Source organism: Kamptonema animale CS-326 (assembly GCF_028330895.1).
GTDB lineage: Bacteria > Cyanobacteriota > Cyanobacteriia > Cyanobacteriales > Microcoleaceae > Kamptonema > Kamptonema formosum.
The window spans coordinates 1-22802 of the sequence record NZ_JAQMUA010000361.1; the positions used below are offsets into that span (position 1 = coordinate 1).

General features: G+C 43.8%; 20 protein-coding genes and 1 pseudogene. 10 read left to right on the forward strand and 11 right to left on the reverse strand.

Annotated elements, in window-relative coordinates; genetic code table 11:
* Positions 1 to 172 precede the first annotated feature (172 nt).
* Positions 173 to 805, reverse strand: coding sequence for a M23 family metallopeptidase (locus PN499_RS20965; protein ID WP_272034262.1), 633 nt, complete (start codon positions 803 to 805; stop codon positions 173 to 175).
* Positions 806 to 1170: 365 nt separating this feature from the next.
* On the opposite strand from PN499_RS20965, the gene PN499_RS20970 reads away from it, so the two are divergent.
* From PN499_RS20970 to PN499_RS20990, 5 genes are all read left to right on the forward strand, one after another.
* On the forward strand, positions 1171 to 1554 hold the full coding sequence (locus tag PN499_RS20970; RefSeq protein ID WP_272034264.1) for a hypothetical protein: 384 nt from the start codon (positions 1171 to 1173) through the stop codon (positions 1552 to 1554).
* Between the two features lie 209 nt (positions 1555 to 1763).
* A complete protein-coding gene (locus PN499_RS20975) occupies positions 1764 to 2534 on the forward strand; it encodes a prolipoprotein diacylglyceryl transferase (RefSeq protein ID WP_272034266.1) in 771 nt (256 codons plus the stop codon).
* A 324-nt stretch (positions 2535 to 2858) separates the two neighbouring features.
* Complete coding sequence (locus PN499_RS20980) at positions 2859 to 4271, forward strand: radical SAM protein (protein WP_272034268.1); 1413 nt, start codon at positions 2859 to 2861, stop codon at positions 4269 to 4271.
* Between the two features lie 26 nt (positions 4272 to 4297).
* Positions 4298 to 4600 (forward strand): hypothetical protein, encoded by a 303-nt coding sequence (locus PN499_RS20985; RefSeq protein ID WP_272034270.1) that lies wholly within the window; start codon positions 4298 to 4300, stop codon positions 4598 to 4600.
* Between the two features lie 283 nt (positions 4601 to 4883).
* A complete protein-coding gene (locus tag PN499_RS20990) occupies positions 4884 to 5201 on the forward strand; it encodes a hypothetical protein (RefSeq protein WP_272034272.1) in 318 nt (105 codons plus the stop codon).
* Here the strand turns inward: PN499_RS20990 and PN499_RS20995 are convergent.
* Positions 5175 to 6482 (reverse strand): glycosyltransferase family protein, encoded by a 1308-nt coding sequence (locus PN499_RS20995; RefSeq protein ID WP_272034273.1) that lies wholly within the window; start codon positions 6480 to 6482, stop codon positions 5175 to 5177. The two genes, PN499_RS20990 and PN499_RS20995, sit on opposite strands and share 27 nt — an antisense overlap.
* Positions 6483 to 6547: 65 nt before the next feature.
* On the opposite strand from PN499_RS20995, the gene PN499_RS21000 reads away from it, so the two are divergent.
* Positions 6548 to 7024: an ankyrin repeat domain-containing protein gene (locus PN499_RS21000; protein ID WP_272034276.1), complete on the forward strand. Its 477-nt coding sequence runs from the start codon at positions 6548 to 6550 to the stop codon at positions 7022 to 7024.
* A 107-nt stretch (positions 7025 to 7131) separates the two neighbouring features.
* On the forward strand, positions 7132 to 7809 hold the full coding sequence (locus PN499_RS21005; protein ID WP_272034278.1) for a Uma2 family endonuclease: 678 nt from the start codon (positions 7132 to 7134) through the stop codon (positions 7807 to 7809).
* Positions 7810 to 7848: 39 nt separating this feature from the next.
* On the opposite strand, the gene PN499_RS21010 is transcribed toward PN499_RS21005, so the two are convergent.
* The 8 genes from PN499_RS21010 to PN499_RS21045 all read right to left on the reverse strand — a co-directional run bounded on the left by PN499_RS21010 (position 7849) and on the right by PN499_RS21045 (position 18002).
* Positions 7849 to 8847, reverse strand: a complete 999-nt coding sequence (locus tag PN499_RS21010; RefSeq protein ID WP_272034280.1) for a calcium-binding protein — start codon at positions 8845 to 8847, stop codon at positions 7849 to 7851.
* Between the two features lie 155 nt (positions 8848 to 9002).
* Positions 9003 to 10004, reverse strand: coding sequence for a calcium-binding protein (locus PN499_RS21015; RefSeq protein ID WP_272034282.1), 1002 nt, complete (start codon positions 10002 to 10004; stop codon positions 9003 to 9005).
* Positions 10005 to 10197: 193 nt separating this feature from the next.
* Positions 10198 to 11184, reverse strand: coding sequence for a calcium-binding protein (locus PN499_RS21020; RefSeq protein ID WP_272034284.1), 987 nt, complete (start codon positions 11182 to 11184; stop codon positions 10198 to 10200).
* 346 nt (positions 11185 to 11530) lie between these two features.
* Positions 11531 to 12634 carry a glycoside hydrolase family 1 protein gene (locus tag PN499_RS21025; protein ID WP_272034286.1) on the reverse strand — a complete coding sequence of 368 codons (1104 nt, stop codon included), beginning with the start codon at positions 12632 to 12634 and terminating at the stop codon, positions 11531 to 11533.
* 226 nt (positions 12635 to 12860) lie between these two features.
* A complete protein-coding gene (locus PN499_RS21030) occupies positions 12861 to 14744 on the reverse strand; it encodes a glycoside hydrolase family 2 protein (protein ID WP_272034300.1) in 1884 nt (627 codons plus the stop codon).
* 127 nt (positions 14745 to 14871) lie between these two features.
* Complete coding sequence (locus PN499_RS21035; protein WP_272034288.1) at positions 14872 to 15225, reverse strand: STAS domain-containing protein; 354 nt, start codon at positions 15223 to 15225, stop codon at positions 14872 to 14874.
* A gap of 108 nt (positions 15226 to 15333) precedes the next feature.
* On the reverse strand, positions 15334 to 16542 hold the full coding sequence (gene glf / locus PN499_RS21040; RefSeq protein ID WP_272034290.1) for a UDP-galactopyranose mutase: 1209 nt from the start codon (positions 16540 to 16542) through the stop codon (positions 15334 to 15336).
* Positions 16543 to 16631: 89 nt separating this feature from the next.
* Entirely contained in the window at positions 16632 to 18002 is a 1371-nt protein-coding gene (locus tag PN499_RS21045) for a glycosyltransferase family 1 protein (RefSeq protein ID WP_272034292.1), read from the reverse strand.
* A 902-nt stretch (positions 18003 to 18904) separates the two neighbouring features.
* Here PN499_RS21045 and galT point away from each other — a divergent pair.
* The 3 genes from galT (at position 18905) to galK (ending at position 22553) form a co-directional block, all read left to right on the forward strand.
* Positions 18905 to 19993: a galactose-1-phosphate uridylyltransferase gene (gene galT / locus PN499_RS21050; RefSeq protein WP_272034294.1), complete on the forward strand. Its 1089-nt coding sequence runs from the start codon at positions 18905 to 18907 to the stop codon at positions 19991 to 19993.
* Positions 19994 to 20142: 149 nt separating this feature from the next.
* Positions 20143 to 21231: a M24 family metallopeptidase gene (locus PN499_RS21055; RefSeq protein ID WP_272034296.1), complete on the forward strand. Its 1089-nt coding sequence runs from the start codon at positions 20143 to 20145 to the stop codon at positions 21229 to 21231.
* 245 nt (positions 21232 to 21476) lie between these two features.
* Positions 21477 to 22553 carry a galactokinase gene (gene galK / locus PN499_RS21060; RefSeq protein WP_272034298.1) on the forward strand — a complete coding sequence of 359 codons (1077 nt, stop codon included), beginning with the start codon at positions 21477 to 21479 and terminating at the stop codon, positions 22551 to 22553.
* A 66-nt stretch (positions 22554 to 22619) separates the two neighbouring features.
* Here the strand turns inward: galK and PN499_RS21065 are convergent.
* Positions 22620 to 22802: pseudogene (locus tag PN499_RS21065) on the reverse strand (Uma2 family endonuclease); the annotation flags it as partial.

Here is a 22802-nt window from a genome sequence, read left to right on the forward strand (position 1 = left end):
CGCCTAGTCTCTGCGATTGCTTCGCTTCGCTCGCAATGACAAGTATTTAACTGGATATGATATTACGCAGCTCGTCCCAGAAACCGGGTTTTTGAGAGAATATGTGGTAACAACCAAGTACTTTCGTCAAAAAACCCGGTTTCTTTGGTTGGGTGCGTAAGTCCTATTTTTTCTATTGCGACGAACTAGAGAAGCGAGAGCTTTGCTGAGCGTACATTTCCCGCAGCACTAAAGCCGGATCTACCCAACGGCCACCATACTTCAGTCCCCAGTGTAAATGAGGGCCAGTGGTGCGGCCGCTCATCCCAACTCTGGCAATTCTGGCACCAGCAGGAATCGTTTGGCCTTCCCAAATTTGTAGGCCCCCTTCGCGATCGATGTAATAGGGTCTGCCATTAGCAGTTTCTACCCGTCCTTTAAGGTGACAGTAGGTGTGTTCCCAATCTCCAGAACGAACTGTAATTCCAGTACCGCATCTGCCATCTTCCCAAACTTCCGTAACTTGACCCCCCCACCAATTGCGGATGTAGCTACCTTCAGGGGCCGCTAAATCTAAGCCATAGTGAAAATCACCGCCGCGCGGGCCGAAGCGAGAGGTGTAAGCTTCAAAATTTTCTACCGGGAAAGAAGCGGCTTGCCAAATGTTGGCTGTAGCAATTTGCTGTACTCTGGAATCCTGAGCCTTTACTAACTCCTGCTTCAATCCCATCGTTACCAAACCCGCGCCGATCAAGCCTGCCAGCAACAATATCGGTTTTGGACGAACAAAGCGCTTAGCAGTCGGTCGCGGTGTAGAATTTTGCATGATATTTCTCACTCCTGAATTGCCCTTTATACTTGCGAGTGGTTGTTGCGTTTCATGCCAATTCGCTTCGATCTTCCCTGTTATTGCTTAGGCGAGCTGGCAGTTAATCAGTTTACACCGAAGTATCTTACTCTATGCAGCACCCGTGTCAAGCATTCGGCTTAAATCTGAGTTAAGCTTAGTTCCAAACGCTTCTGTAGCTCATATTGTGTGTGTTGGCATCGTTATTTCCAGGTTTAACCGCAGATAAACGCAGATCGGCGATCGCCTAAGTTTTTTACACTGCCGATGCTACTGGAGAGGATTTCAAGGGTTTTAGATGCAATCTCAAACCCAAATTCTCAGCTCTACAATTGACACCGCCCATGTTAACAGAAATTTTTCCGTTTATATTTGCTGTGGATACGACTGCGATCGCTGGTGCATCTTTGTGGTCTTTGGCTTTATATTGGGGCTTATCGCCTGTGAGCGAATGGGTGATAGTACAGCTCAACCGCTGGATGAATTTTGCCGAGCGATCGCTTTATACTTCAGAATCTGAGTTTGAAAAGACTCGCCGCAGCAGAGAAGCTTTAAATTCTTTTTATGCTTCGTTGTTGAGTATTGTACCGTTCTTACTAGCAGGTTGCTTGTGTAATTGGGGAGTAGAATTAGGTTTGGGTCGCAGTTGGGCAATTAGTATGGGCGTGATTGCTTGCGTTAGTGGTGGCGTTTATGAGTTGGGGCGGAGAGATGGTCAATCTGACTAAATTTTTGAGTTTTTAGATTGGGTTTTTTAAGTATTTGTAGGGTGGCATTACCGCGAATAATTTCTAATTCTCAGCGACCATTTTAGGGCGGTAATGCCAGCTAAATTTTAATTTCACTACTAACAAACAACAACCAACAACCAACCAACAACCAACAACTAACAACTAACAACTAACAACTAACAACTAACAACTAACAACTAACAACTATGACATTTCCAGTTTATTTCTCAATTGGTTCATTTCAACTTCACCCTCACCTTTTATTTGAATCTTTAGCCTATGCGATCGCCTTTCGTCTCGTCATCCTTAATAGTCGCAACGATACAATCAAAGCTACTCAGCGAACTTCTGTTATCGTAGGTGGCATGGTAGGCGCTTTAGTAGGAGCAAAATCCCTTGTTTTACTACAACATCTCGATTTACTTCCTCAAAATTGGCAGCAATTCCTTTTGCTTTTCATTCAGGGGAAAACAATAGTTGGTGCAATACTTGGCGGCTTAATTGGCGTAGAATTAACAAAAAAAATGATTGGTCTTAGCCGTTCCACTGGCGATGTTTTCGTCTATCCTTTGATTGTGGGAACTGCTATCGGAAGGATTGGTTGTTTTCTCACCGGATTGAGCGATCGCACTTATGGTGTTGCGACCAATTTACCTTGGGGCGTAGATTTTGGCGATGGAATTTATAGACATCCCACCCAATTGTATGAGATTATATTCTTAGTGATTTTGATGGCTTTTTTACGCATCCGCAGCCGTTATCAACGGCAAGAAGGCGACCTGTTTAAATTTTATATGATAGCCTATTTAGGCTTTCGGTTGATCGTAGATTTTATCAAGCCAGATTTTCACCCATTTTTAGGTCTGACTGCCATTCAAATTGCTTGTATTTTGGCTCTAGTTTATTATCGCCGTAGTCTCGGAAATCTGTTTAGGTTTACTCAACCTGTCAATACCTTAGAAATGAGCATTAAATAGTTGATTGAATACTGATACTTGCACCATTTTAAAAAGTGCTACAGGTTGTGTTCGCCAAGAAATTTAAAGTTCAGACAGGTTAAATAAACCCACCCCCACCCCATGAGAAATCCCTTTGTTCACAAGGATACAATATCTGAATTTAAAGGTATGTAGTTACCCTTTAGCCCTGAAATGCAACTACAATTAAGACTTACCCAGAACTATCCGTAACGCCGCCAACCTGGCGGTAAAGTCACCGCCATGATGGCGGCCATACTGCGATCGTGCGTAAGTCCTGTATATACAACTACCTACAGCAAATACATACAAATACTGAATCCTATGCCTACTCGACCTTATCTATTTTATGCCTTAACTAACAGCGTTTGCTCTAAGTGCTTAACAAAAGTTGAGGCAAAGATTATCTTTCGCGATGACTGCGTTTATCTAGTTAAGCATTGTCTGATTCACGGACAAGAAGAAGTCTTAATTGCTGACGATATTGACTATTATAAATTAACTCAGGAATTTATCAAGCCTGGGGATATGCCACTTAAATTTAATACCCCAATTAAATATGGTTGTCCCTACGACTGCGGACTTTGCCCAGATCACGAACAACATAGCTGTTTAACCCTGATAGAATTGACAGATAAGTGCAATCTTTCCTGTCCTATTTGCTATGCTGACTCTGGTATTGAAGAGATTTCACCTCATTCTAATCAATCCAGATTACATCGCAGTTTAGCACAAATTGAAATGATGTTAGATGCCGTAGTTGCTAATGAAGGGGAACCGCAAATTGTGCAACTTAGCGGCGGCGAACCAACTCTCCATCCAGAGTTTTTTGAAGTTATGGATTTGGTGAAAAGCAAGCCAATTAAGCACTTAATGATTAATACAAATGGTGTGAGAATTGCTAAGGATCGAAAATTTTGCCAACGCCTCAGTCAATATATGCCAGGAATTGAGATATATTTGCAGTTTGATAGCTTTGAAAAATCCACACTGGAGGAGTTGCGAGGAGTAGATTTAAGAGAGGTAAGAGAAAAAGCTATTACTAACCTAAATGAGTATAATATTTCTACTACCTTAGTTGTTACTGTCAAAAAAGGTTTAAACGATACTGAAATTGGCAAAATTATCGAATATGCCTTACAGCAAAAATGCGTTCGCGGTGTCACGTTCCAACCGATACAGGTAGCGGGAAGATTAGAACAATTCGACCCCAAGCGAGACAGATACACCCTAACAGAAGTTCGCCGTTCCATTTTGCAGCAAAGTCCCTATTTCAAACCAGAAGATATTATCCCAGTTCCCTGTCATCCCGATAGCTTGGCAATGGCTTATGCACTCAAGTTAAATGGTAAAGTGATACCGTTAACTGGTATGATTGACCCAGATGCTTATGTAAAAATGATGCCGAATAGCGTACTTTACGAGCAGAATGAAGAACTCAAAAGCAAAATTTTTGAGCTATTTTCCACTAGCCATTCTCCGAAGTCAGCAGCAACATCTTTAAAACAGTTATTGTGCTGTTTACCGATGATGGCAGTTCCCGAAGGGATTACCTATGAAAATGTATTTCGGGTGTTGATTGTACAGTTTCTCGATCCGTTTAATTTTGACGTGCGCTCTGTGAAACGGTCTTGTATTCATATTGTACACCCAGATGGAAGAATTATTCCGTTTGATACGTTTAATATGTTTTACCGCGAGGGAAGTGCTGGGCATCATTTAGTTACTAATCGGTGAAATTAAAAGCAGGAGAAATATAAATTATGGTGCGGAGAAATGAGATTGTAGGGATTGTTTTAGGCGTTCTCCTCTTATTTGTAATACACAATTTAACTGTAATTGCGCTCATGTTTTTGTCTTCTTATCTGCCATTTTTTAATCGCAATTATAACTTTTTATTCATTCCTGCTTCTATTGGCTTGTGGCAGATTGTTTATGCAATTCCTCTGATTCTTTTGATGAAAAGAAAGCAAAAATGGGGATTGATGAAAGGTGTTATTATCTGTGCAGTTTTGACAGCTTTACTAAATGGAGGTTGCTGGATATTCTTGATTGTTCCTAGATGAAATAAATTTTACAGAACTTACGCACTTCTCTCGTAACGCCGCCCTCTGGGTGGTATAGCTAGGGGCTTTTACAGAACTTACGTACTTCTCACGTAACGCCGCCCTCTGGGCGGTATAGCTAGGGGCTAGGAAAGAGGTTACTACCTAATGGATTATGAACCAGATGTCAGAGTTGGAGTTGCCATAAGCTACGAAAGCGGTTGCTATAAATAAAATACCGCCCAGAGGGCGGCGTTACGTAAGTCTTCAAAACAATAAATTACGAATAGGAGAAATATAAATTATGTCAGAAAGACCTGAATGGAGAGATATTTTGGTAGGAATTGGCTCATCATTTTTTATGAATATAGCCTTTGTCTTTATTGGCTTTGTGCTAATATCTATAGGTTCTTCTATTCCCGCAATTAGCTCTTTTACTGTTGTACTATCTTATGCAATCCTTGGTATAGGATTATCTCAACTTTTATATATTGTCCCCATTGTTATTAGCCTAAAACGCAAACAAAAATGGGGAGAAATGAAAGGAGTAATAATTGGTGCAATATTGACGGCATTAATCAGTGGCGGGTGTTTTTTATTGCTTTTCTCCTTCGTTGGATAACAATAAAAGTTCTTCACACACCAGTTGAGCTAGTTTGTTTGCTGCACCTGATTCTCCTCGAACTGCACGCAAACGTTCGCGCATTTCTTCTAACTTTTCTGGATGATTTAAGTAGTCGATTACTAATTCTGCTAAGGCTTGCGGTTCCAGTTTACCGATTAATTCTGGCACTATTTCTTTCTTTGCCCAAATGTTCGGCCAAGCAAACAGTTTTCCCTGTCTCATTTGGAATGCTAACCAGTTAATTACAGTAGCAAAGGCAGAACCAAATAATGGTAAATTTGCGAGTAATCCCGGTATGCCATTCCAAGTTTTCATGGCATCCATTTGTTGCATTGGCAACAAAACAATCATTGGTACTGCTAAAGAACCCAATTCAGCAGTATTGGCTCCCACAGTTGTTAAGCAAAGGCTACATTGAGATAATAAGTTATATGCGGGAAACTGGGTATAAAGTTCTAAGCGAACTCCATTTGTTGTCAGTAAAAACGGAGATTCTGCTAAATGTAGTTCAGCACTGATGTTACCAAATAGGGGTAAAACTTTATTTTTTTTAGCGTCTGCAAAACTTGCTAAAGTGTGTAAATCGAGAGTGGGGGCAACTGGAATTACGAAGCGAGTCTGAGGACGAAGACGGTGAATATGTTCTGCGATCGCTAAACTTAAGGGTACGCCGGAAGCTAATTTTGCCGCTTTTGAACCAGGTAATATTCCTATTAATTCCGCGTTGGCTTCGTCACGCCGTCCTGCGGGGGGTTCCTCTACCGCCCGCAGGGCGGCGTTACGGAGGTTTTCGTTGCCTACATCGGCCATTAAATCGCCAACAATGGTAACTTTATCTGCATATTTTTTAGGAACGGTGGCGATCGCATCTGGTTTCATCACGCCAAAGCGATCGATCCAATGCAGCCATCGCGCTTCCCATTCAGCATAGACGACGGTGCGATAGTTTAAACGCTTGCCGATGACTACAGTAAAAAATTGATCGCCGCCTAGAAATAAAACCACTCCTTTGTCCCGCCAATCCCAGTTTTCTGCTGTTTTACCCGACAATAAGAAGGGGAAAAAATGCTCTGCTGCTTGTACTCTATCTACTTCTGGGTAGGAAAGCGCGATCGCAGCTTCCGATCCAGAGGCGTTGGGACAAGGGGACAGTACAACGGAAATGCGGACGAGAGTGCGATCGCATCCCAACTGTTGTCGCAAAGCTTGTACTACAGGGCGCACCCATGTAGTTATTTCCCCAGGGCCGTTAGAGAGGATTAAAATATCTATTGCCATATTAGTTGAGACTTTAAGAGAGAATATGAACCGCACAGAAACAGAGAACACAGAGGAAGGAACTAATGACAGACCTAATTAATGCCGCTAAAACGGGTGATGTTTCTACTTTAGAAGCTTTGATCGATCAGCGAGTAAATGTCAATACGAAAGATGAAGAAGGATTGACAGCTTTGACTGCTGCTGCTGAGGCAGGACATATCAACATTGTGCAAAAACTACTAGCTGCTGATGTTGAGGTAAATGGCTGCGATAATGATGGCTGGACGGCTTTAATGGGGGCCGCTGCTGCTGGACAGATTGAGATTGTAAAAGCACTACTAGATGCAGGTGCAGATGTGAATGCCAAAACTAATTTTGGTTTGACTGCTTTGATGAGTGCTGCTGGTAGCGGCCATGCGGAAGTTGTACAATTTTTGTTAGAGAAAGGAGCCGATATCAAAGCTAAGGATAATAATACTTGGACTGCCTTGGTTTGGGCTTCATCGGAGGGTCATAAACAGGTAGTTGAGATGTTAAAAGCAGTTCGCGATCGCCATTAATTAGTTAGAAACTAGGTTTCTGTAACGTCGCCCTCTGAGCGCTACTACTACCGCCTAGAAGGCGGCGTTACAATATAATTAACTAATAACTTCGCCATTTTCTCATCATGGTACAGTTTAATCAAGAAACTCGTTTACCTACTAGCGCTGAATTACCTAGTTCAGATGATACTCCTGTGGACAACGAAAATCAAAATTTTCTGCCCAATTTACTCTTATTCTTACTCAAATTTCATTGGAGTAAGCGTAATGACTGGTTTTTCGGCGTGGACATGGGGGTTTATCACACAACTGGTGTAAGCCACCTGGTGCCAATTATTCCCGATGGCTTTTTGAGTCTGGGAGTTGAGCGTTTTAAAGGTGATACTTTACGTTTAAGTTACGTGCTTTGGGAAGAAAATAATATTCCTCCCATTTTCGCCCTAGAGGTTGTTTCTCAAACTTATGGGGGCGAATACGATAAGAAAATGGAAATTTATGCTGGCTTAGGCGTGTTGTATTATGTGATTTACAACCCCTACTATTGGCGACGAGATCTACATCAAATCTTTGAAGTTTATCGCTTAGTTGATGGCGAGTATGAATTGCAAATTGGCGAACCTTTCTGGATGCCAGAGGTGGGTTTAGGAATTGGCAGAGGCAGATATCAAGATGGTGCGAAACAGTTAGAAGTGCTGTACTGGTACGATCAACGCGGTTCTCGGTATTTGACAGCAGAAGAAAAAGCTGAGCAAGCCGAAGAACAACTCAATCGCTATCGACAGCAATTTGGCGAACTACCATAATCCTAGTGTTGTAGGGTGCGTTAATAACGCACCCTAATGTTAACCGAGCAAGGTATAACCTACGTTTGGGTTATTGAAAGGATTTGTCGCTTGAATCTGCTGTAGATTCAGATTGGCACCACCTGGAATTTTAGCGATCGTATCTCCTGATTTTTGAATAAATAAATCGCCCCCGGCTGGAAATATATTAAATTGATCTGGCGGTTGCGAAAGCAGAATATAATCCTTGCCTTTTTCAAAGTTTATAATTGTCGCTTCGCCGTTTCCAGTGTAGAATGTGATGCGATCGATCAGGCTTGGTCTGTTCAGGGGTACAACCTCCCCAAGCAGGAAGTAATCAGATCCGGGACTGCCAATCAGAGTATCAAATTCATTAGTTCCCAAACTTTCGTAGCTATTGGGATTAATCCCCAAGTTTGCTGTCGCTAAAGCTACCTGCACTCCAATGATTTCATGGGTTCCTACTCCAAAGCCAGTAACGATATCGCTGCTGTTGGTTCCTGTAAAAACTGTAGCGCGACTGGGCTCAAATTGTCCGGCTTTTACATAGTGATCGCGACCAGTTTGAAAGATACTAGCATCGACAGCAGCGGCCACGCCAGAGTTATCTTTTAAGTAGCGGGTCTCAAAAAAATTAGTGGCATAAAGTCCTGCTTTTGAGCCAAACTTAATAAAGTGCTGGAAACCTGATTTAAAAGTTCCGTCCTGTACAAATGGAACAATCCCAGGGTGTCGCTTTAAATAAAATCTTTCTTCATAACTAGGCGAGGCATTAGCGCGTCCTTGCTCGTAACCGTACTGGATAAAGTGATCTAAAGCAGAGGCAAAATTTCCGGCTTTGACTGCTGCTGCAACGCCGGGATTGTTGGCGAGATAGTAATCTTCATCGTAATAACGAGAGATTTGAGTAAGACCGAGTTTTTGACCGTATTTTTGGAAGTGTTCTAAACCAGATTGGACAATGCCAGAATTCACGGCCTCTTTTACAAACTGGTAGCGAGATAGGTAATAGTTTTCGTCGAAAATGTCGTAATTCATAATCAGCCACAATTAAAAATATTTTAGTTAATTGTAACATCTCAAATTGTGGATGCTCCCAGTTTTTATTTATTAAAAAAACAATAATTGCTCAAAAAATTAACGGTAAGCTATTTAATAGCTTACCGCCAAACTCACTGTCTAAAGTCACTATTCTAGCCAATCAAGAAAGTGCCGTTAGGAAGTACACCTTGAACGGTTAAACTTAAATTTGCTCCTCCCTCAATCACACCAAGTACGTCTCCAAACCGTGTTTGGATTGAGAGATTGCCACCTACAGGAACAAGATTGTAGTTAGTTAATGAAGACCCTTGCAATTGGATAAAATCATTGGCTATGTCAAAGTTCTGAATAGTTACCTGGCCGTTACCCAAATAAAGCGGTGTGGGTGCGGCATTACCGGAGGTAGTAGGAACTCCCAGCACGAAGTTATCGGTGCCAGGGCCGCCGATCAGGACATCAAATTCATTGGTTCCAAAACTTTCATACTGCCGATTGCCGCTGGGATCTACACCTACTTCAACTCCAACAAGTTCGACATTCCCTACGCCTACACCAGTTAGGATATCGTTACTAGGTAAGACATCGTTGCTAGTACCGACAAAAGTTGCAGAGCGGTTGGTCTCAAATTGCCCAAATTTGAAGTAGTGCTCCCGACCTGTTTTCAAGGCTCCTGAGTTGATAAATGGCACAATATCTGGATTTTTATTTAAGTATTCTGGTTCAAAGAAAGAAGTACCAAAACGACCTTCTTTTAAACCGAATTTAATAAAGTGCTGATATGCGGATTTAAAAGTTCCATTAAAAAGGAATTGCAGTAAATCTGAGTTATTTCGCAAATAAAACTCTTCATCATACTCAGGCGATACTTGAGTTAAACGGCCGCCTTGTTCATAGCCATACTGGATAAAGTGATCGAGACCAGAAGCAAAAGCACCATTGGGGTTGACAGTGCGGACAAAGGCTGCAATGTCAGGATAATTGGTAAGGTAAGTATTTTCGTCAAAATACCGCGATATTTTAGTTAAACCAGCAGCTTGACCATACTTTTGAAAGTGTTCTAGACCAGATTTGACTAATCCTTGAGCGACTGCATCTTTCACAAAGCCATATTGGGAAAGGTAATATTGTTCGTCAAAAATGTCGTAGTTTGCCATAATTTCCTCACAAAAATGGATGAATTAACAGAACGGAATTGATACAAACTTCTATTTCGCTCATTGCTGAGAGATTTACGTAAATTTCTCAGCAACTATTACTCAAGAATGATGTGGTGCGATCGCAATTACACAAGCAAGCGGTAAGCTTTTGAATAGCTTACCGCCAAACTCACAGTCTAAAGCCACTGTTTTAGCCAATCAAGAAAGTGCCGTTAGGAAGTACACCTTGAACGGTCAAACTTAAATTTGCTCCTCCCTCAATCACACCAAATACGTCTCCAAACCGTGTTTGAATCGATAGATTGTTACCTACAGGAGCGAGATTATAGTTAGTCAATGAAGAGCCTTGCAATTGGATAAAATCATTGACTATATCAAAGTTCCGAATTGTGGCCTGGCCGTTACCCAAATAGAGCGATGTAGGTGCGGCATTACCGGAGGTTGCAGGAACTCCTAGCACGAAGTTATTGGTTCCAGGATTACCGATCAGGACATCAAATTCATTGGTGCCAAAACTTTCGTACTGGCGATTACCGTTGGGATCTAGACCTACTTCAACTCCAACAAGTTCGACATTCCCTACACCAACGCCAGTTAGGACATCGTTGCTGCGGCTACCGACAAAAGTTGCTGAACGGTTGACCTCAAATTGCCCAAATTGGAAGTAGTGATCGCGACCTGTTTTCAACGCTCCAGAGTTGATAAATGGCACAAGATTGGGATTTTGCTCTAAGTATTCTGGTTCAAAGAAAGAAGTGCCAAAACGACCTTCTTCGACACCATATTGGATAAAGTGCTGGTATCCCGACTTGAAAGTTCCATTCTGAATGAATGGCAGTAACTCTGAGTTATTTCGCAAATAAAAATCTTCGTTATACTCAGGGGAGACTTGAGTGCGGCGAGCTCCTTCTTCATAACCAAATTGGATGAAATGATCGAGGCCAGAAGCAAAAGGCGCGTTTGGGTTGACGGTGCGGACAAAGGGTGTAAGATCGGGATTGCCGGCAAGGTAGGTTTCTTCGTCAAAATACCGCGATATTTTAGTTAAACCAGCAGCTTGACCAAATCGTTCAAAGTGTTCTTTGCCGGAGCCGATCAGTCCGCGATCGACTGCATCTTTCACAAAACCATATTGGGAAAGATAGTATTGTTCGTCAAAAATGTCGTAATTTGCCATAATCACCTCGGAAAATTGCGATAAAGTTTATGCCCAAAGTTAATAACTTTGAGTTGGTTTGAAAGAGATATAAATGACTTGACCTAAATTTGTTCTACAGTGTTTCGCAGAGCTTTACGGAAAGTTCTAAAAGAAATTATTACAGCTTCTATAGTATTAGAGCCTCTGCCTTTAGATTGATTTCTTTTTGAGAATAAAAAATACAGCAGGAGCATCTGCTTTTAGATTGGTTTCTCTTTGAGAATAAAAAATATCGCTTACCTGTTTGAAGATACAAGGGTGGGTTTAACAGACAAGTACGGGCATATTGTAACGCCCGTACATTTTAACAAAACCCGCCCTGCCTTTAACAGTTACCAAGTTGCTGTCTTTGTCGCTGCAATTCATCTGCTAAGGGTTGATAAATTTCGCGATCGCCTACTTCATTACAATAATCCCACAGACCGTTATAACAGTGGCGGTCGTCGTTCCAGCCGGGATGGTTGACAATGGGATAAAGGCAGATGCCATCAATTGGTACGCCTGCTGCGATCGCAGCAGCTACCTCGGTACAGACATAATTAAACCAGACTGGTCGCGCCTCGTCTTCACACCCTGTTTCTGCTACGAATAAATGGCAGCGGTAGCGATCGTAAACCTCCCGTAGCATCTCCCGAAATGGGCGGTAAAGCGCATCGGTATATTTCATCGGGTCTTCGTTATGAATCCATTGGTTGCGATCGTAGTAATTCACACCAATGATATCGAGATATTTTTCTTTGCCGCCAAGTTCAGGACACATCCGCCCAGCTAACATATCCCAAGCTTGGTACTGCGATAAACGGTAGTTTTCGGCAACATCTATATCCTCTGGCTTGTCGGGGTCAGCGATAATATTGATCGCTGGATCTATCTGAACAATTCGCGCTCCCGGACTGACTTCCCAGACTTCTTCAATCGCCGCGATCGCAGCTTTCACTAACTGCCTTTTCATCTCATCGCCCCGCCCTTTAGCATAAGGGTTAATATAGGCTACTTCACCGCCCGCCCACGCAATAAATGATATCTCATTCACAGGCGTAATCATTGGTATTTGCTCGGTTTCTGCCGTCAATAACTCCATAAAAGCGCGAACCATTGCTGCAAATCTTCGCAGGAATTCAGGGCTAAAAATGTCGATATCGTCAGGCCAACCATAGTGAAACATATCCCAAATCACCTGCATTCCCAGATCGCGGGCAGTGCGGATCATCGGCAATACACTAGAAAAGTCATACTTTTCCGGTTCCTGTTCAATTAAGTGCCAGCGGAGGCCTTCACGAACAGTATAAATGCCTTGTTCTTGCAGTCGTTTGTAGTCAGCAGCTACAAACTTATCGTGAGCAGTTGCGGCAACTACATCAAGGCGTTTTCCAGATTGCAAGCGGTGGGTGGAGCATTCAAACCCCCCCATGAAAAAACTTTTAAACATTTGCGGTAATTTGTAATTGTTAATTGTTAATTGTTAACGGTTAACTGTTAACTGTTAACGGTGGGGACGGGGCGGGTTTTGTTGAAAGCTTATCTGTTGGCTACAAAGGTTATCTGCTAAACCCGCCCCTACAAGGCTGTTAACTGGTAAAAACAATTAACTATTAGCAATTAGCCATTAGCGATTAGCAATTAGCTATTAGCCATTAGCCATTAACCATTAACCATTAGCAAGAACCAAGAATTTGCGGATCTAAACGTTCTTCTGGCGCACCCTGGCCAAGAGTTGCGGCTGCGATCGCCTCTATCGGAAACTTAGGAGTGCGATCGGCATACAGCAAACCATTAGCTTCTTGGAAAGTATCAGTCAACTGCGTATAACAAAAGCCGCTGAACATTTCCACCTGATTAACAACGGTCAGCAACCCCCCATATCGTTTTTGCAACTCAGAGACATCAGTAGATCGCACATATCCCCACACCCTATGAAAATCTGGATTTTCCCGACCCGCGTAAGCGATGCCGCCAAACTCAGTCAGCATCACTGGTTGTCCTTGGTGGGGGTGGCCATCAAGGGTCAGAATCCGCCCTCCGGGGCGGCCGCGATCTAGAAGTTCTGATAAATCCACCTGTGGCCCATAGCGCTTTGCCATACTTTCGGGGTTGTTGTCGTAGTCGTGAATGGCAAGAATATCGGTATCGATACTTTCCCAGCCGTCGTTCCCGATCACGGGGCGTGTCTGGTCAAGGGTTTTAGTCAAGTAGTAGAGTGCTTGTACATAGTTGCGGTGGGCTGCCGTCTCGACTAAATTAGGCACTCCCCAAGATTCGTTAAACGGAACCCAAACCACGATGCACGGGTGGCTGGCATCCCGATCGATTACCTCCGTCCACTCCCGCGTCAGCCGATCTACGGCTTTGGGGGTGAAACGATAGGCACTGGGCATTTCTTCCCAAACTAACAAGCCCATCACGTCTGCCCAGTATAAGAAGCGGGGGTCTTCAATTTTCTGGTGCTTGCGGACACCGTTGAAGCCCATTGCTTTCACCAGTTCGATATCTTGGCGAAATGCTTCGTCGGAGGGGGCTGTCATCAGCGTATCCGGCCAATAACCTTGGTCTAGAATCAGGCGCAGGTAGTAGGGGCGGCCGTTGAGCATGAAGCGATCGCGCTGTATACTCACAGTCCGCATTGCCGTGTAAGACTTCACCTCGTCCAACATCCGACCTTCGCACCACAACTCTATCTGAGCATTAATTAATGTCGGCTTCTCTGGGCTCCATAGTAACTCGTTGCGGTAGTCGTCAATACCGGGATCGGACAGGGCGATGCGGCGGTGAATTTCGCCGTTGATGACTTCGTAGGTATCGTTGACCAGCATCAAGCAACCAATTGATAGCCTGACTTTGATTTGGATACCATCTTGGCGATCGCCTGCCACCATCGCCTCAAAACCGATCTCCCACCTTTCAAACTGAGGAGTCCAGCGGATGCGATCGATGTAAGTCGAGGGTACAAGTTCAGCCCACACAGTCTGCCAAATCCCCGTCGTGCGTGGATACCAAATACTGTGAGGTTCTAACTGCCAATCCTGCTTCCCGCGAGGTTTAGCCAAATCTTGGGGATCGTCTTGGGCCCAGACTGTCACCCGCTGCGGCCCGTTTTCGTTCAAAACTGCCGTAATGTCGGCGCTGAAAGGAGTATGCCCCCCCTCGTGTTCCACCACGAATTGACCGTTCACCCAAACACGAGCGTGATAATCTACCGCCCCGAAGTGGAGTAGCACTCGCCCCTCAGCTTTCGGTACATCAAACTCGCGATCGTACCAGCAATTCGGGTGAAAACCGCGATCGCCAATACCGCTCCTAGCCGATTCTGGAGCAAAAGGCACTTCAATCGTGTGAGTCCACTCCGCAATATCGCTCGGTTGAACGCACAGCCCCGTATCATCATAACTAAACTTCCACGAGCCGTTAAGACAAATCCAATTGCTGCGCCGCAATTGTGGGCGAGGATAGCCCGTTTTTTGCCCATGAACAGTTGTCCTGTTCTCAAAAGTTGCCGGCTCTTCAATATCGCAATTTTCTACCGCTCTACCTAACCAACTCATCAACACATCTATCTCAGGTTATATTTCTATTCTAGTCAAAATTGCCAAACTTTGACTAAGTTCGTAGTAGGTCTTTATCCCTAATTTATAGAATTTACGGCTAAATTCCTATTACGACCGGAATAATTTAAAGTGCAACACTTTTCCAATCTCCTATTTTTTCAGTTAATTCAGTGGGAACAGGAATTTCTTCGCCACTCGGAAAACAGTTAAACATTTGCTCTAAACCCGTCAGTTCAAATAACATCCTGACTTGCTCGCTCATTGAAGATATCAAAAGGATGCAATTTGACGCTTTAACAAGTTTCATAATTGAAACTAAAGTCATTAATCCCGCATTAGTGAGAAAAGTAACGTTCTTGAGGTCGAGCATCAGAATTTTACCTCCATTTTCAATTATTTTCTCAATTTCTTTCTGAAAATGGAGAGCTTTAGCACTTTCCAAAACATCGGGTGACAAAGTAACTTTAACTACGCTCATTGCTATGGATCTCAATTATTAATTGGGAGTGTTTGTGAATAGTAAAAGTTGAAACATTGTAGGGTGGACATATATATTGCAATTTATGTCCACCTACTACTATTTGCCCTAAGCTTTGCCGTTACCGTTGCCAACAGCAACTTCTAAAGCCATCGGCTGTGCGGCAACTCCATCCCGACTCAAGTTCTGGGTAGAACCGTTGAGATTGCCCAGCAATTCTATCTTCGGTTTGACAGTAATTTGGTTGTATGTTGTCAGAGCTTGAGCGACGACTTGATCCATGTTATAATACTTATAAGTCGCCAATCTTCCGACAAAATTAACCCCAGGAGTTGAATCAGCTAAAGCCTTATATTTCTTATAAATTTCGGCATTCTCTGGGCGCGGTACTGGGTAGTAAGGATCTCCTTCAGCACGGGGGTACTCGTAGACAATGCTAGTTTTCAAGTGTTCTTGTCCCGTCAGATATTTGAACTCAGTACAGCGGGTGTACAAATGCTCGTTGGGAAAGTTGACAACTGGCGCTGGTTGGAATACCGGAGTATTGATGGTTACGTGCTTAAATTCCAACGAACGGTAGGGCAGTTTGCCGTAGCAATAATTGAAGTAGGAATCAACTGGCCCCGTGTAAATCATTTGGCTGTACGGAATGATATTTTCAATCTCCCGGTAGTCGGTATTTAGCATCACCTTAATATTAGGGTGAGCCAGCATTTTCTCAAACATCCGGGTATAGCCATGCAGCGGCATTGCTTGATAGCTATCTGTGAAATATCTGTCGTCGCGGTTGGTACGAGTAGGTACGCGGGCGATAACTGATTTGTCGAGTTCAGAGGGATCTATTCCCCACTGTTTGCGGCTATAGTTGCGGAAGAATTTCTCATAGAGTTCGCGACCAATTTTGCTGACAACTACATCTTCGGAAGTGCGGATGTATTCTTTTGGTTCTGCTACTTTGGCGAAGAAGTCTGCTACCTCGAAGGAAGTGAGATTGAGCCCGTATAACCGATTTACGGTATCGAGGTTGATGGGAATTGGTAAATTTTGACCATCAACACTAGCGAGTACGCGGTGTTCGTAGGGCCGCCACTCTGTGAACAGAGATAAATACTCGAAAACATCGCGAGAGTTGGTGTGAAAAATGTGGGGGCCGTACTTATGTACTAGAATGCCGTGATCGTCGTAATGATCGTAGGCGTTGCCGCCAATGTGGTTGCGGGTATCGATGATTAAGACTTTTTTTCCGGCTTGAGTTGCTAAACGTTCGGCAATGACGCTACCTGCAAATCCAGCTCCGACAATTAAGTAATCAAACATTAAATTACCTCTTGTAATATTTGTAAAGTGGTGATTTTTAGCGTTCCCAGTCGCCCAGTTATTGCTGGGAACTACAACAAACAGCAAACTTAGCGGTTTAATGCTGTAGTTGAAGAAGTTTTTACGCTTACGGCGTGGCGATTTTCCGACGCTGCTGAGGTAGCAGATTTTGGCAAAGCAGCACGTTTCTCAACTGATGCCATGCGATCGCGAATTACTGACTCTATTAACTGCATCATTTGCTCCCAAGTGCGATCCCAAGAATTTTGCGCCAAAAACACATCAACTTCCTTTAGCCAACCCGATGCCTCGATATTTTCATTCATTGCTGCTTCGGCTGCGGCCACGAATTCTGAGGCTGTGCTGGCAATTCTTACTAATCCTTCTTGTCCGTAGGGTCGAATTACATCGCGGATGGGAGTGGATACAACTGGCTTGCCTGCGGCGAGGTATTCTGGGGTTTTGGTAGGACTAATAAAGCGGGTTGATTCGTTAATGGCAAAGGGAAGCAATGCTACATCCCAACCGGCAAGATATCTTGGCAATTCTTGATAAGATTTGCCGCCGAGATAGTGAATATTGGGGTGGCGCGGCAGAGTTTCAGGATCGATTTTTACTACTGGCCCAATGATGACTAAATGCCAATCGGGACGCGCTTCGGCAATACCTCGCAATAGTTCGATGTCCATGCGCTCATCTACTACGCCATAGAATCCTAACCGGGGATGAGGAATGTCAGCTTGATCTGCTGGTTCTTCGATTAAATTTCTTGCTTGTGCGAAGTGCGCTCTTTCGATGCTGCTGGGGAAGGCGTGGACGTTGTGGTGCTGATGGCGCTTGACTTCGTAAAGGCTGTGTCCTCCTGTAAACACTAAGTCGGCACGGCTAAATAGTGCGGCTTCGTGTGTTTTTAAACTGGGAGGAGCGCCTTTGAATGCTGATAGCTCGTCCATGCAGTCGTAGACTACGGCGATGGGTTTTAAGTGACTGCTAAAAGCCATTGCCATTGGGGTGTAGTACCAGAGAATATAGCTCCGAACTTGTGCTTGCTCGAATAGAGCATCAAGCATTGCTTGTTGAGCCATTTTTATGGTTTCTTCGCTCATTCCTTCGCTCAAATGCGGCACGATTACCCAAACTCCACTGTCGCGAATGCTAACATCAAGCCGCCAATTTGCATCGGGGCTAAATACTGGTTCTTCTATGAAAAATACGCGCCGATTTTTGGCACAGCGGCTTAATAGGTGTTGGGGTCGCTGGTAGACGAAATCCCACCGTAGATGTGAGAGGCAAACTAAGTCGGGTATTTCTGAATGGGATGTTTGAGAGTTACTGGAGTTTATTTTTGATGAGGGGGCGAACTGGGATGGCGCTCGCACTCCGTCTAAAGAGGTAAATCTGATTTTCCAGTTTCCGCTGCTGTTAACTTTATTTTTTAGGTTATTTTCCGGGTGCGACATAAGTAGCCTCAGTAATTTGTAAAGGTGATAACACGCATCAAAGCGGCCTTGCTGAAGATAGCAAGAACTTATTAAACGCTTTTATTTGGAAGCAAGTGCAGTCTTCTATGTTGCTCAAATAGCAAGTGCGAAGCTTTGAGAAACTAAGCTTATTCGCTTTTATACTGGAGTCAAACTTCCAGATAAGGTATTTATCGTTAGAACTTGCTATTGTTGATAAATGTAAGGTAAAAAATTTAGATTTACTTCTATCTGAAGGATGAATTTGATGCAGACGGTACTAGGCTGGTACTCTGGGTCAAAGAGTGTTAAAATCAAGTTCGGCTTTGGGGATGTCTTTTAGCTGGTAGCTACTGGCGGTGAATTTTATGAGGTTTTTATGCAGTAGACCTCTTGCGAAAGTCTCAGGTGTTCGCTAATTTGTCTTCAAAGAAAGTTCATAATTATAAATCCCAGCGATCGAATTAAATCTTAATCCGAAGCATCTTCTTCGTTCTAATTACAATTCGGTAAGAATTTGATTCATTATTAATACCCCATTTAATTCCCAGACTCTTTGAATGTCTCTTGATGTACTCCGCAGTAGCGTTTAAAGTCTGGGGGGTTTAACTTTTGTAATTGTTCGTAATTCATCTTATTAAGCTGATTTTTTCTTTTATTCTACCTAGAGCGATCGCACTTTCGCAAGAGGTCTAATGTACTATTAACTTATCTCTTTTAGTACAAATCTTCCATGCGGCGAGATTCAATCTTATACAAACTGTTCGGACGCTCGCCCACTCTACATTTAAGGGTATTATGGTTAACGGTTAACAAATTTGCTACTTTAGATAGGGGTGCAAACAAGAACCGAGAAGCTATACTTCTAACATTAATTAAAGCCTCATTGTGGCACAAAAAAAATGTACGCCCAGACATTGCTAAAGCCGGATGGTCGCAAGCTAACTTTGTATAGCCGCTACCCAATTGCTGAGGGAATTGCGGCCACTAGCCCCAGCAATGAACCAGTGCAGGCTAATCCGCACCTACGGTGGCATCCTTTGCGGGGGGAATGGGTGGCTTATGCCAGTCACCGTCAAGGGCGAACTTTCATGCCGCCCCCTGAATACAACCCACTAGCGCCTACTATTGACCCGAAATTTCCGACGGAACTTCCGCAAGGGCGCTATGATGTAGCAGTTTTTGACAACCGCTTCCCCTCCCTGACACTCGCGGCGCATGATGCCCCTGCGAACATTGTCGAGACTTTACCGGCACATGGCGCGTGCGAAGTAGTAGTTTTTACTCAAGATCCTCTCGCTTCTCTGGGGGGCTTGGAACTAGATCACTTAGAATTGCTGCTGCAAGTGTGGGGCGATCGCACTGCCGCGATCGGAGGTTATCCTGAAATTCAATACGTACTCCCTTTTGAAAATCGGGGTACAGAAGTAGGCGTTACTTTGCACCACCCACACGGGCAAATTTACGCTTATCCTTTTGTACCGCCTGTGCCAGCGAGAATGCTAGAGTGCCAGCAGGCATACTATCAACAACACAAGCGGGGTTTGTTGCAAGATTTAATTCAAAAAGAGATTGCAGCAAACCAGCGAATCATCTATTTAGATGAAGACGCGATCGCATTTGTCCCCGCCTGTGCGCGTTACCCTTACGAAGTTTGGCTGGCGACTATTCAACCAGTTGCTAGCTTTATGGATCTGACTGATAAACAGCGCAAATCCTTAGCTTTAGCATTAAAAACTGTAACTCTTAAATATGACGGTTTGTGGCATCGCCCTTTCCCTTATTTAATGGCATGGTTTCAAGCACCTACTGATGGTAAACCCCATCCTGAAGCGCACTTACACGCTCAATTTTATCCTCCTTATCGGACAAGCGATCGCCTCAAGTATTTAGCCGGAACAGAACTAGCGGCAGGAATGTTTGCTAACGACGCTTTGCCAGAAGAAAAAGCTAAGGAATTACAAGCCGTATCAGTGACAGTTTCTGTTTAAATCGCAAACAAATGTAGCTAGTTTCTCATTCATCGACTGCATAGTAGGGTGCGTCAGAACTAGAAACCCTGGATAATAGTTGTAAAACTTCGTCTGACGCACCCTACAAGTCTGTGTCCTTTGCGGTTAAAAAATCTTTAAATTCCCCTATGAACGAAGAAGTTTCCTCCAAACTAGAATTAATCCGCCAAGCCTTAAAGGAAACAGGCGCAAGCGCACTTCGCCTACGCGGTACAGATTGGTTTGCCTGGGCAACTGCTGGCGGTTCCAATACTGTCTTACTAGCGGCTGAAACCGGAATTGCCGAAGTTTTAGTAACGGCGGAAAATGCTTGGATTTTAACAGATGAAATTGAAGCTCAGCGTTTAAAAGATGAGGAATTGCCAGCCAATTTTGAAGTTTATATCTATCCTTGGGCGGATGTGGCAAAACGGGAAGCTTTTGTGAGAGAAGCGGCTCAAGGGGGAAAGGTAATGAGCGATCGCCCCGCTAACTCCAAAGAGACAGGATTAACTGCTTCTTTACAGAACCACAAACGGGTAATGATGGCAAGTGAATTAGAGCGTTATCGACAGGTAGGACGTAAGGCAAGCGAAGCAATGACGGAGGTACTTTCTGCGGCTAAACCTACATGGACAGAATATCAGTTAGCGGGGGCTGGAGCTGAGGCAATGTGGGCGCGAGGGCTACATCCTACGCTTACTTTAGTTGCTGGAGAAAGGCGTTTGCCACTTTACCGCCATGCTACAGCTACGAAAGAAGTAATTGGGCGGGAAGCGATGCTGGTTTTTTGCGCGAGGGGATATGGTTTGTATGCAAATTTGACGCGATTTGTTTGCTTTGGCTCTTTAAAAACAGAGCAGGCAAAATTGCACAAAGATGTCCGAAAAATTGAAGCAAGGGCTCTGAATTTTTGTCAGCCTGGAAAATCGCTGAATGCAGTTTATAATGTGCTTAAGGATGCTTACGAACAGCAAGGGTATGTTAATGCAATTCGGGAACATCATCAAGGCGGAACTACGGGGTATTTGTCGCGGGAAGTTGTGGCGAATCCAGAAACTAATGATATTTTACAATCAAACATGGCTGTTGCTTGGAATCCTAGTTTAACGGGGGCAAAGATTGAGGATACTTTTGTAATTTTTAACGATGGATTGGAAAACTTGACTTTCGATCCTAATTGGCCGAGTGTGGAGGTAGATGGAAGGTTGCGGCCTGTGCCTTTGGAGGTGGGATAAGTAGAAGGAAGAAGGAAGAAAACTTTAGTTATCTAGGAGAGAAGGAAGAAGGCTTATACAACAAGCTTTTTAGCCATCCGTATCTTACGGTTAATTAAGTGGATTTACTTAATAACGATCGAGACTTACGCAACTGACCCAATTGGTAGGGTGCGTCAGATGCCAAAACCCTGGATAATGGTTGTAAAACTTCGTCTGACGCACCCTACAAGTCGATTTTAATGTGACAGAGGCTTGAGTCTTATATGAATTTTCAAGAAATATTTAATCAAAAGCCAGAAACGGAAGCTAGCGCACCGGGAAGGGTAAATTTACTGGGCGAACATACTGATTATAATGATGGTTTTGTACTGCCTACTGCAATTCCTCAACGTACTACTGTACAACTGGGTTTTAGTAAGGATAGACAGCACCATTTTTACTCGGTTGAATTTAACGATCGCGCGAGTTTTTTTGATAGCGATCGCGCCCCAAAAGGATTTGGCAGCTATATCTTTGGCTGTATTAAACTTTTGCAGGAAGAAGGGTATAAAATACCGACTTTGAATGTGTTTGTTACTTCGTCGGTGCCGATCGGTTCGGGTTTATCTAGCAGTGCAGCTTTAGAAGTGGCAACTCTTAAAGCGGTGCGATCGCTACTAAATTTACCTCTTGATGATGTACGTATCGCTCAAATTGGACAACAAGCAGAAATTCAATATGCAGGTTTAAATTGTGGTATTATGGATCAAATGGCATCAAGTTTAGCTGATACTAATTCAATGCTATTTTTAGATACGCGATCGCTTGAACGTCGAGTAGTACCTTTTCCCGCAGGTGCAGAAATTTTGGTAATTGATAGCGGTGAAACCCATAAGTTAGCTGCTGGTAGCGGCTACAACCAACGCCGCGCTGAATGCGAGTCAGCGGCGCAGATGTTGGGAGTGAAGGCGTTGAGGGATATCACCGATCCGCAAGCGGTGGAAGTTTTGCCGGAACCCCTAAGAAGGCGATCGCGCCATGTCGTCACTGAAGATAACCGCGTATTAGAAGCCGTACAATCTGTATCAGCAAAGCGTTTTGGCGAGTTGATGAATGCTTCTCATGCTAGTCAGCGCGACGACTACGAGGTTTCTGTACCCGCAGTGGATGCGCTAGCAGCTATTTTACAAGAAATTCCGGGAGTATTCGGCGCAAGGCTAACGGGTGGCGGTTTTGGGGGCGCTTGCGTAGCTTTGATTGAAAGTGGAAAAGCGGATGCGATCGCATCTGTGGCGATCGAGCGCTACCATCGTGCAGGGTACAAAGGACGGATTTTGGTTCCCAATCCCGTCATAGCCTAAGTTTAAAACTTAAGTGCAACCGGAATCGATCGCCCAAATTTATGCCTTAACTACTAGGCGCGACTGCTATATTTTATCCATTAATTCTGGCGTGAGTATCAGGCCTCGATAGACTTGCTCGATCGCGAAGCTCAGATTAATGCTTTTTAGTTCTACGGTATCCCCTTCTTTGTAGTTTATAATAATCCATTCTCCTGTCTCTTTTTTGTGATATAAATCCATTTCAATACTGGTGGAGCTAACTAATAA

Excerpts from the sequence above, each read along its gene's own strand:
- PN499_RS21015 (WP_272034282.1), bottom strand. The coding sequence starts at position 10,004 with ATGGCAAACTACGACATTTTTGACGAACAATATTACCTTTCCCAATAT.
- galK (WP_272034298.1), top strand. The coding sequence starts at position 21,477 with ATGAATTTTCAAGAAATATTTAATCAAAAGCCAGAAACGGAAGCTAGC.
- PN499_RS21025 (WP_272034286.1), bottom strand. The coding sequence starts at position 12,634 with ATGTTTAAAAGTTTTTTCATGGGGGGGTTTGAATGCTCCACCCACCGC.
- PN499_RS20970 (WP_272034264.1), top strand. The coding sequence starts at position 1,171 with ATGTTAACAGAAATTTTTCCGTTTATATTTGCTGTGGATACGACTGCG.
- galT (WP_272034294.1), top strand. The coding sequence starts at position 18,905 with ATGTACGCCCAGACATTGCTAAAGCCGGATGGTCGCAAGCTAACTTTG.
- glf (WP_272034290.1), bottom strand. The coding sequence starts at position 16,542 with ATGTTTGATTACTTAATTGTCGGAGCTGGATTTGCAGGTAGCGTCATT.
- PN499_RS21010 (WP_272034280.1), bottom strand. The coding sequence starts at position 8,847 with ATGAATTACGACATTTTCGACGAAAACTATTACCTATCTCGCTACCAG.
- PN499_RS20995 (WP_272034273.1), bottom strand. The coding sequence starts at position 6,482 with ATGGCAATAGATATTTTAATCCTCTCTAACGGCCCTGGGGAAATAACT.
- PN499_RS20985 (WP_272034270.1), top strand. The coding sequence starts at position 4,298 with ATGGTGCGGAGAAATGAGATTGTAGGGATTGTTTTAGGCGTTCTCCTC.
- PN499_RS21045 (WP_272034292.1), bottom strand. The coding sequence starts at position 18,002 with ATGTCGCACCCGGAAAATAACCTAAAAAATAAAGTTAACAGCAGCGGA.
- PN499_RS20975 (WP_272034266.1), top strand. The coding sequence starts at position 1,764 with ATGACATTTCCAGTTTATTTCTCAATTGGTTCATTTCAACTTCACCCT.
- PN499_RS20990 (WP_272034272.1), top strand. The coding sequence starts at position 4,884 with ATGTCAGAAAGACCTGAATGGAGAGATATTTTGGTAGGAATTGGCTCA.
- PN499_RS21035 (WP_272034288.1), bottom strand. The coding sequence starts at position 15,225 with ATGAGCGTAGTTAAAGTTACTTTGTCACCCGATGTTTTGGAAAGTGCT.
- PN499_RS21055 (WP_272034296.1), top strand. The coding sequence starts at position 20,143 with ATGAACGAAGAAGTTTCCTCCAAACTAGAATTAATCCGCCAAGCCTTA.
- PN499_RS20965 (WP_272034262.1), bottom strand. The coding sequence starts at position 805 with ATGCAAAATTCTACACCGCGACCGACTGCTAAGCGCTTTGTTCGTCCA.
- PN499_RS21005 (WP_272034278.1), top strand. The coding sequence starts at position 7,132 with ATGGTACAGTTTAATCAAGAAACTCGTTTACCTACTAGCGCTGAATTA.
- PN499_RS21030 (WP_272034300.1), bottom strand. The coding sequence starts at position 14,744 with ATGAGTTGGTTAGGTAGAGCGGTAGAAAATTGCGATATTGAAGAGCCG.
- PN499_RS21000 (WP_272034276.1), top strand. The coding sequence starts at position 6,548 with ATGACAGACCTAATTAATGCCGCTAAAACGGGTGATGTTTCTACTTTA.
- PN499_RS20980 (WP_272034268.1), top strand. The coding sequence starts at position 2,859 with ATGCCTACTCGACCTTATCTATTTTATGCCTTAACTAACAGCGTTTGC.
- PN499_RS21020 (WP_272034284.1), bottom strand. The coding sequence starts at position 11,184 with ATGGCAAATTACGACATTTTTGACGAACAATACTATCTTTCCCAATAT.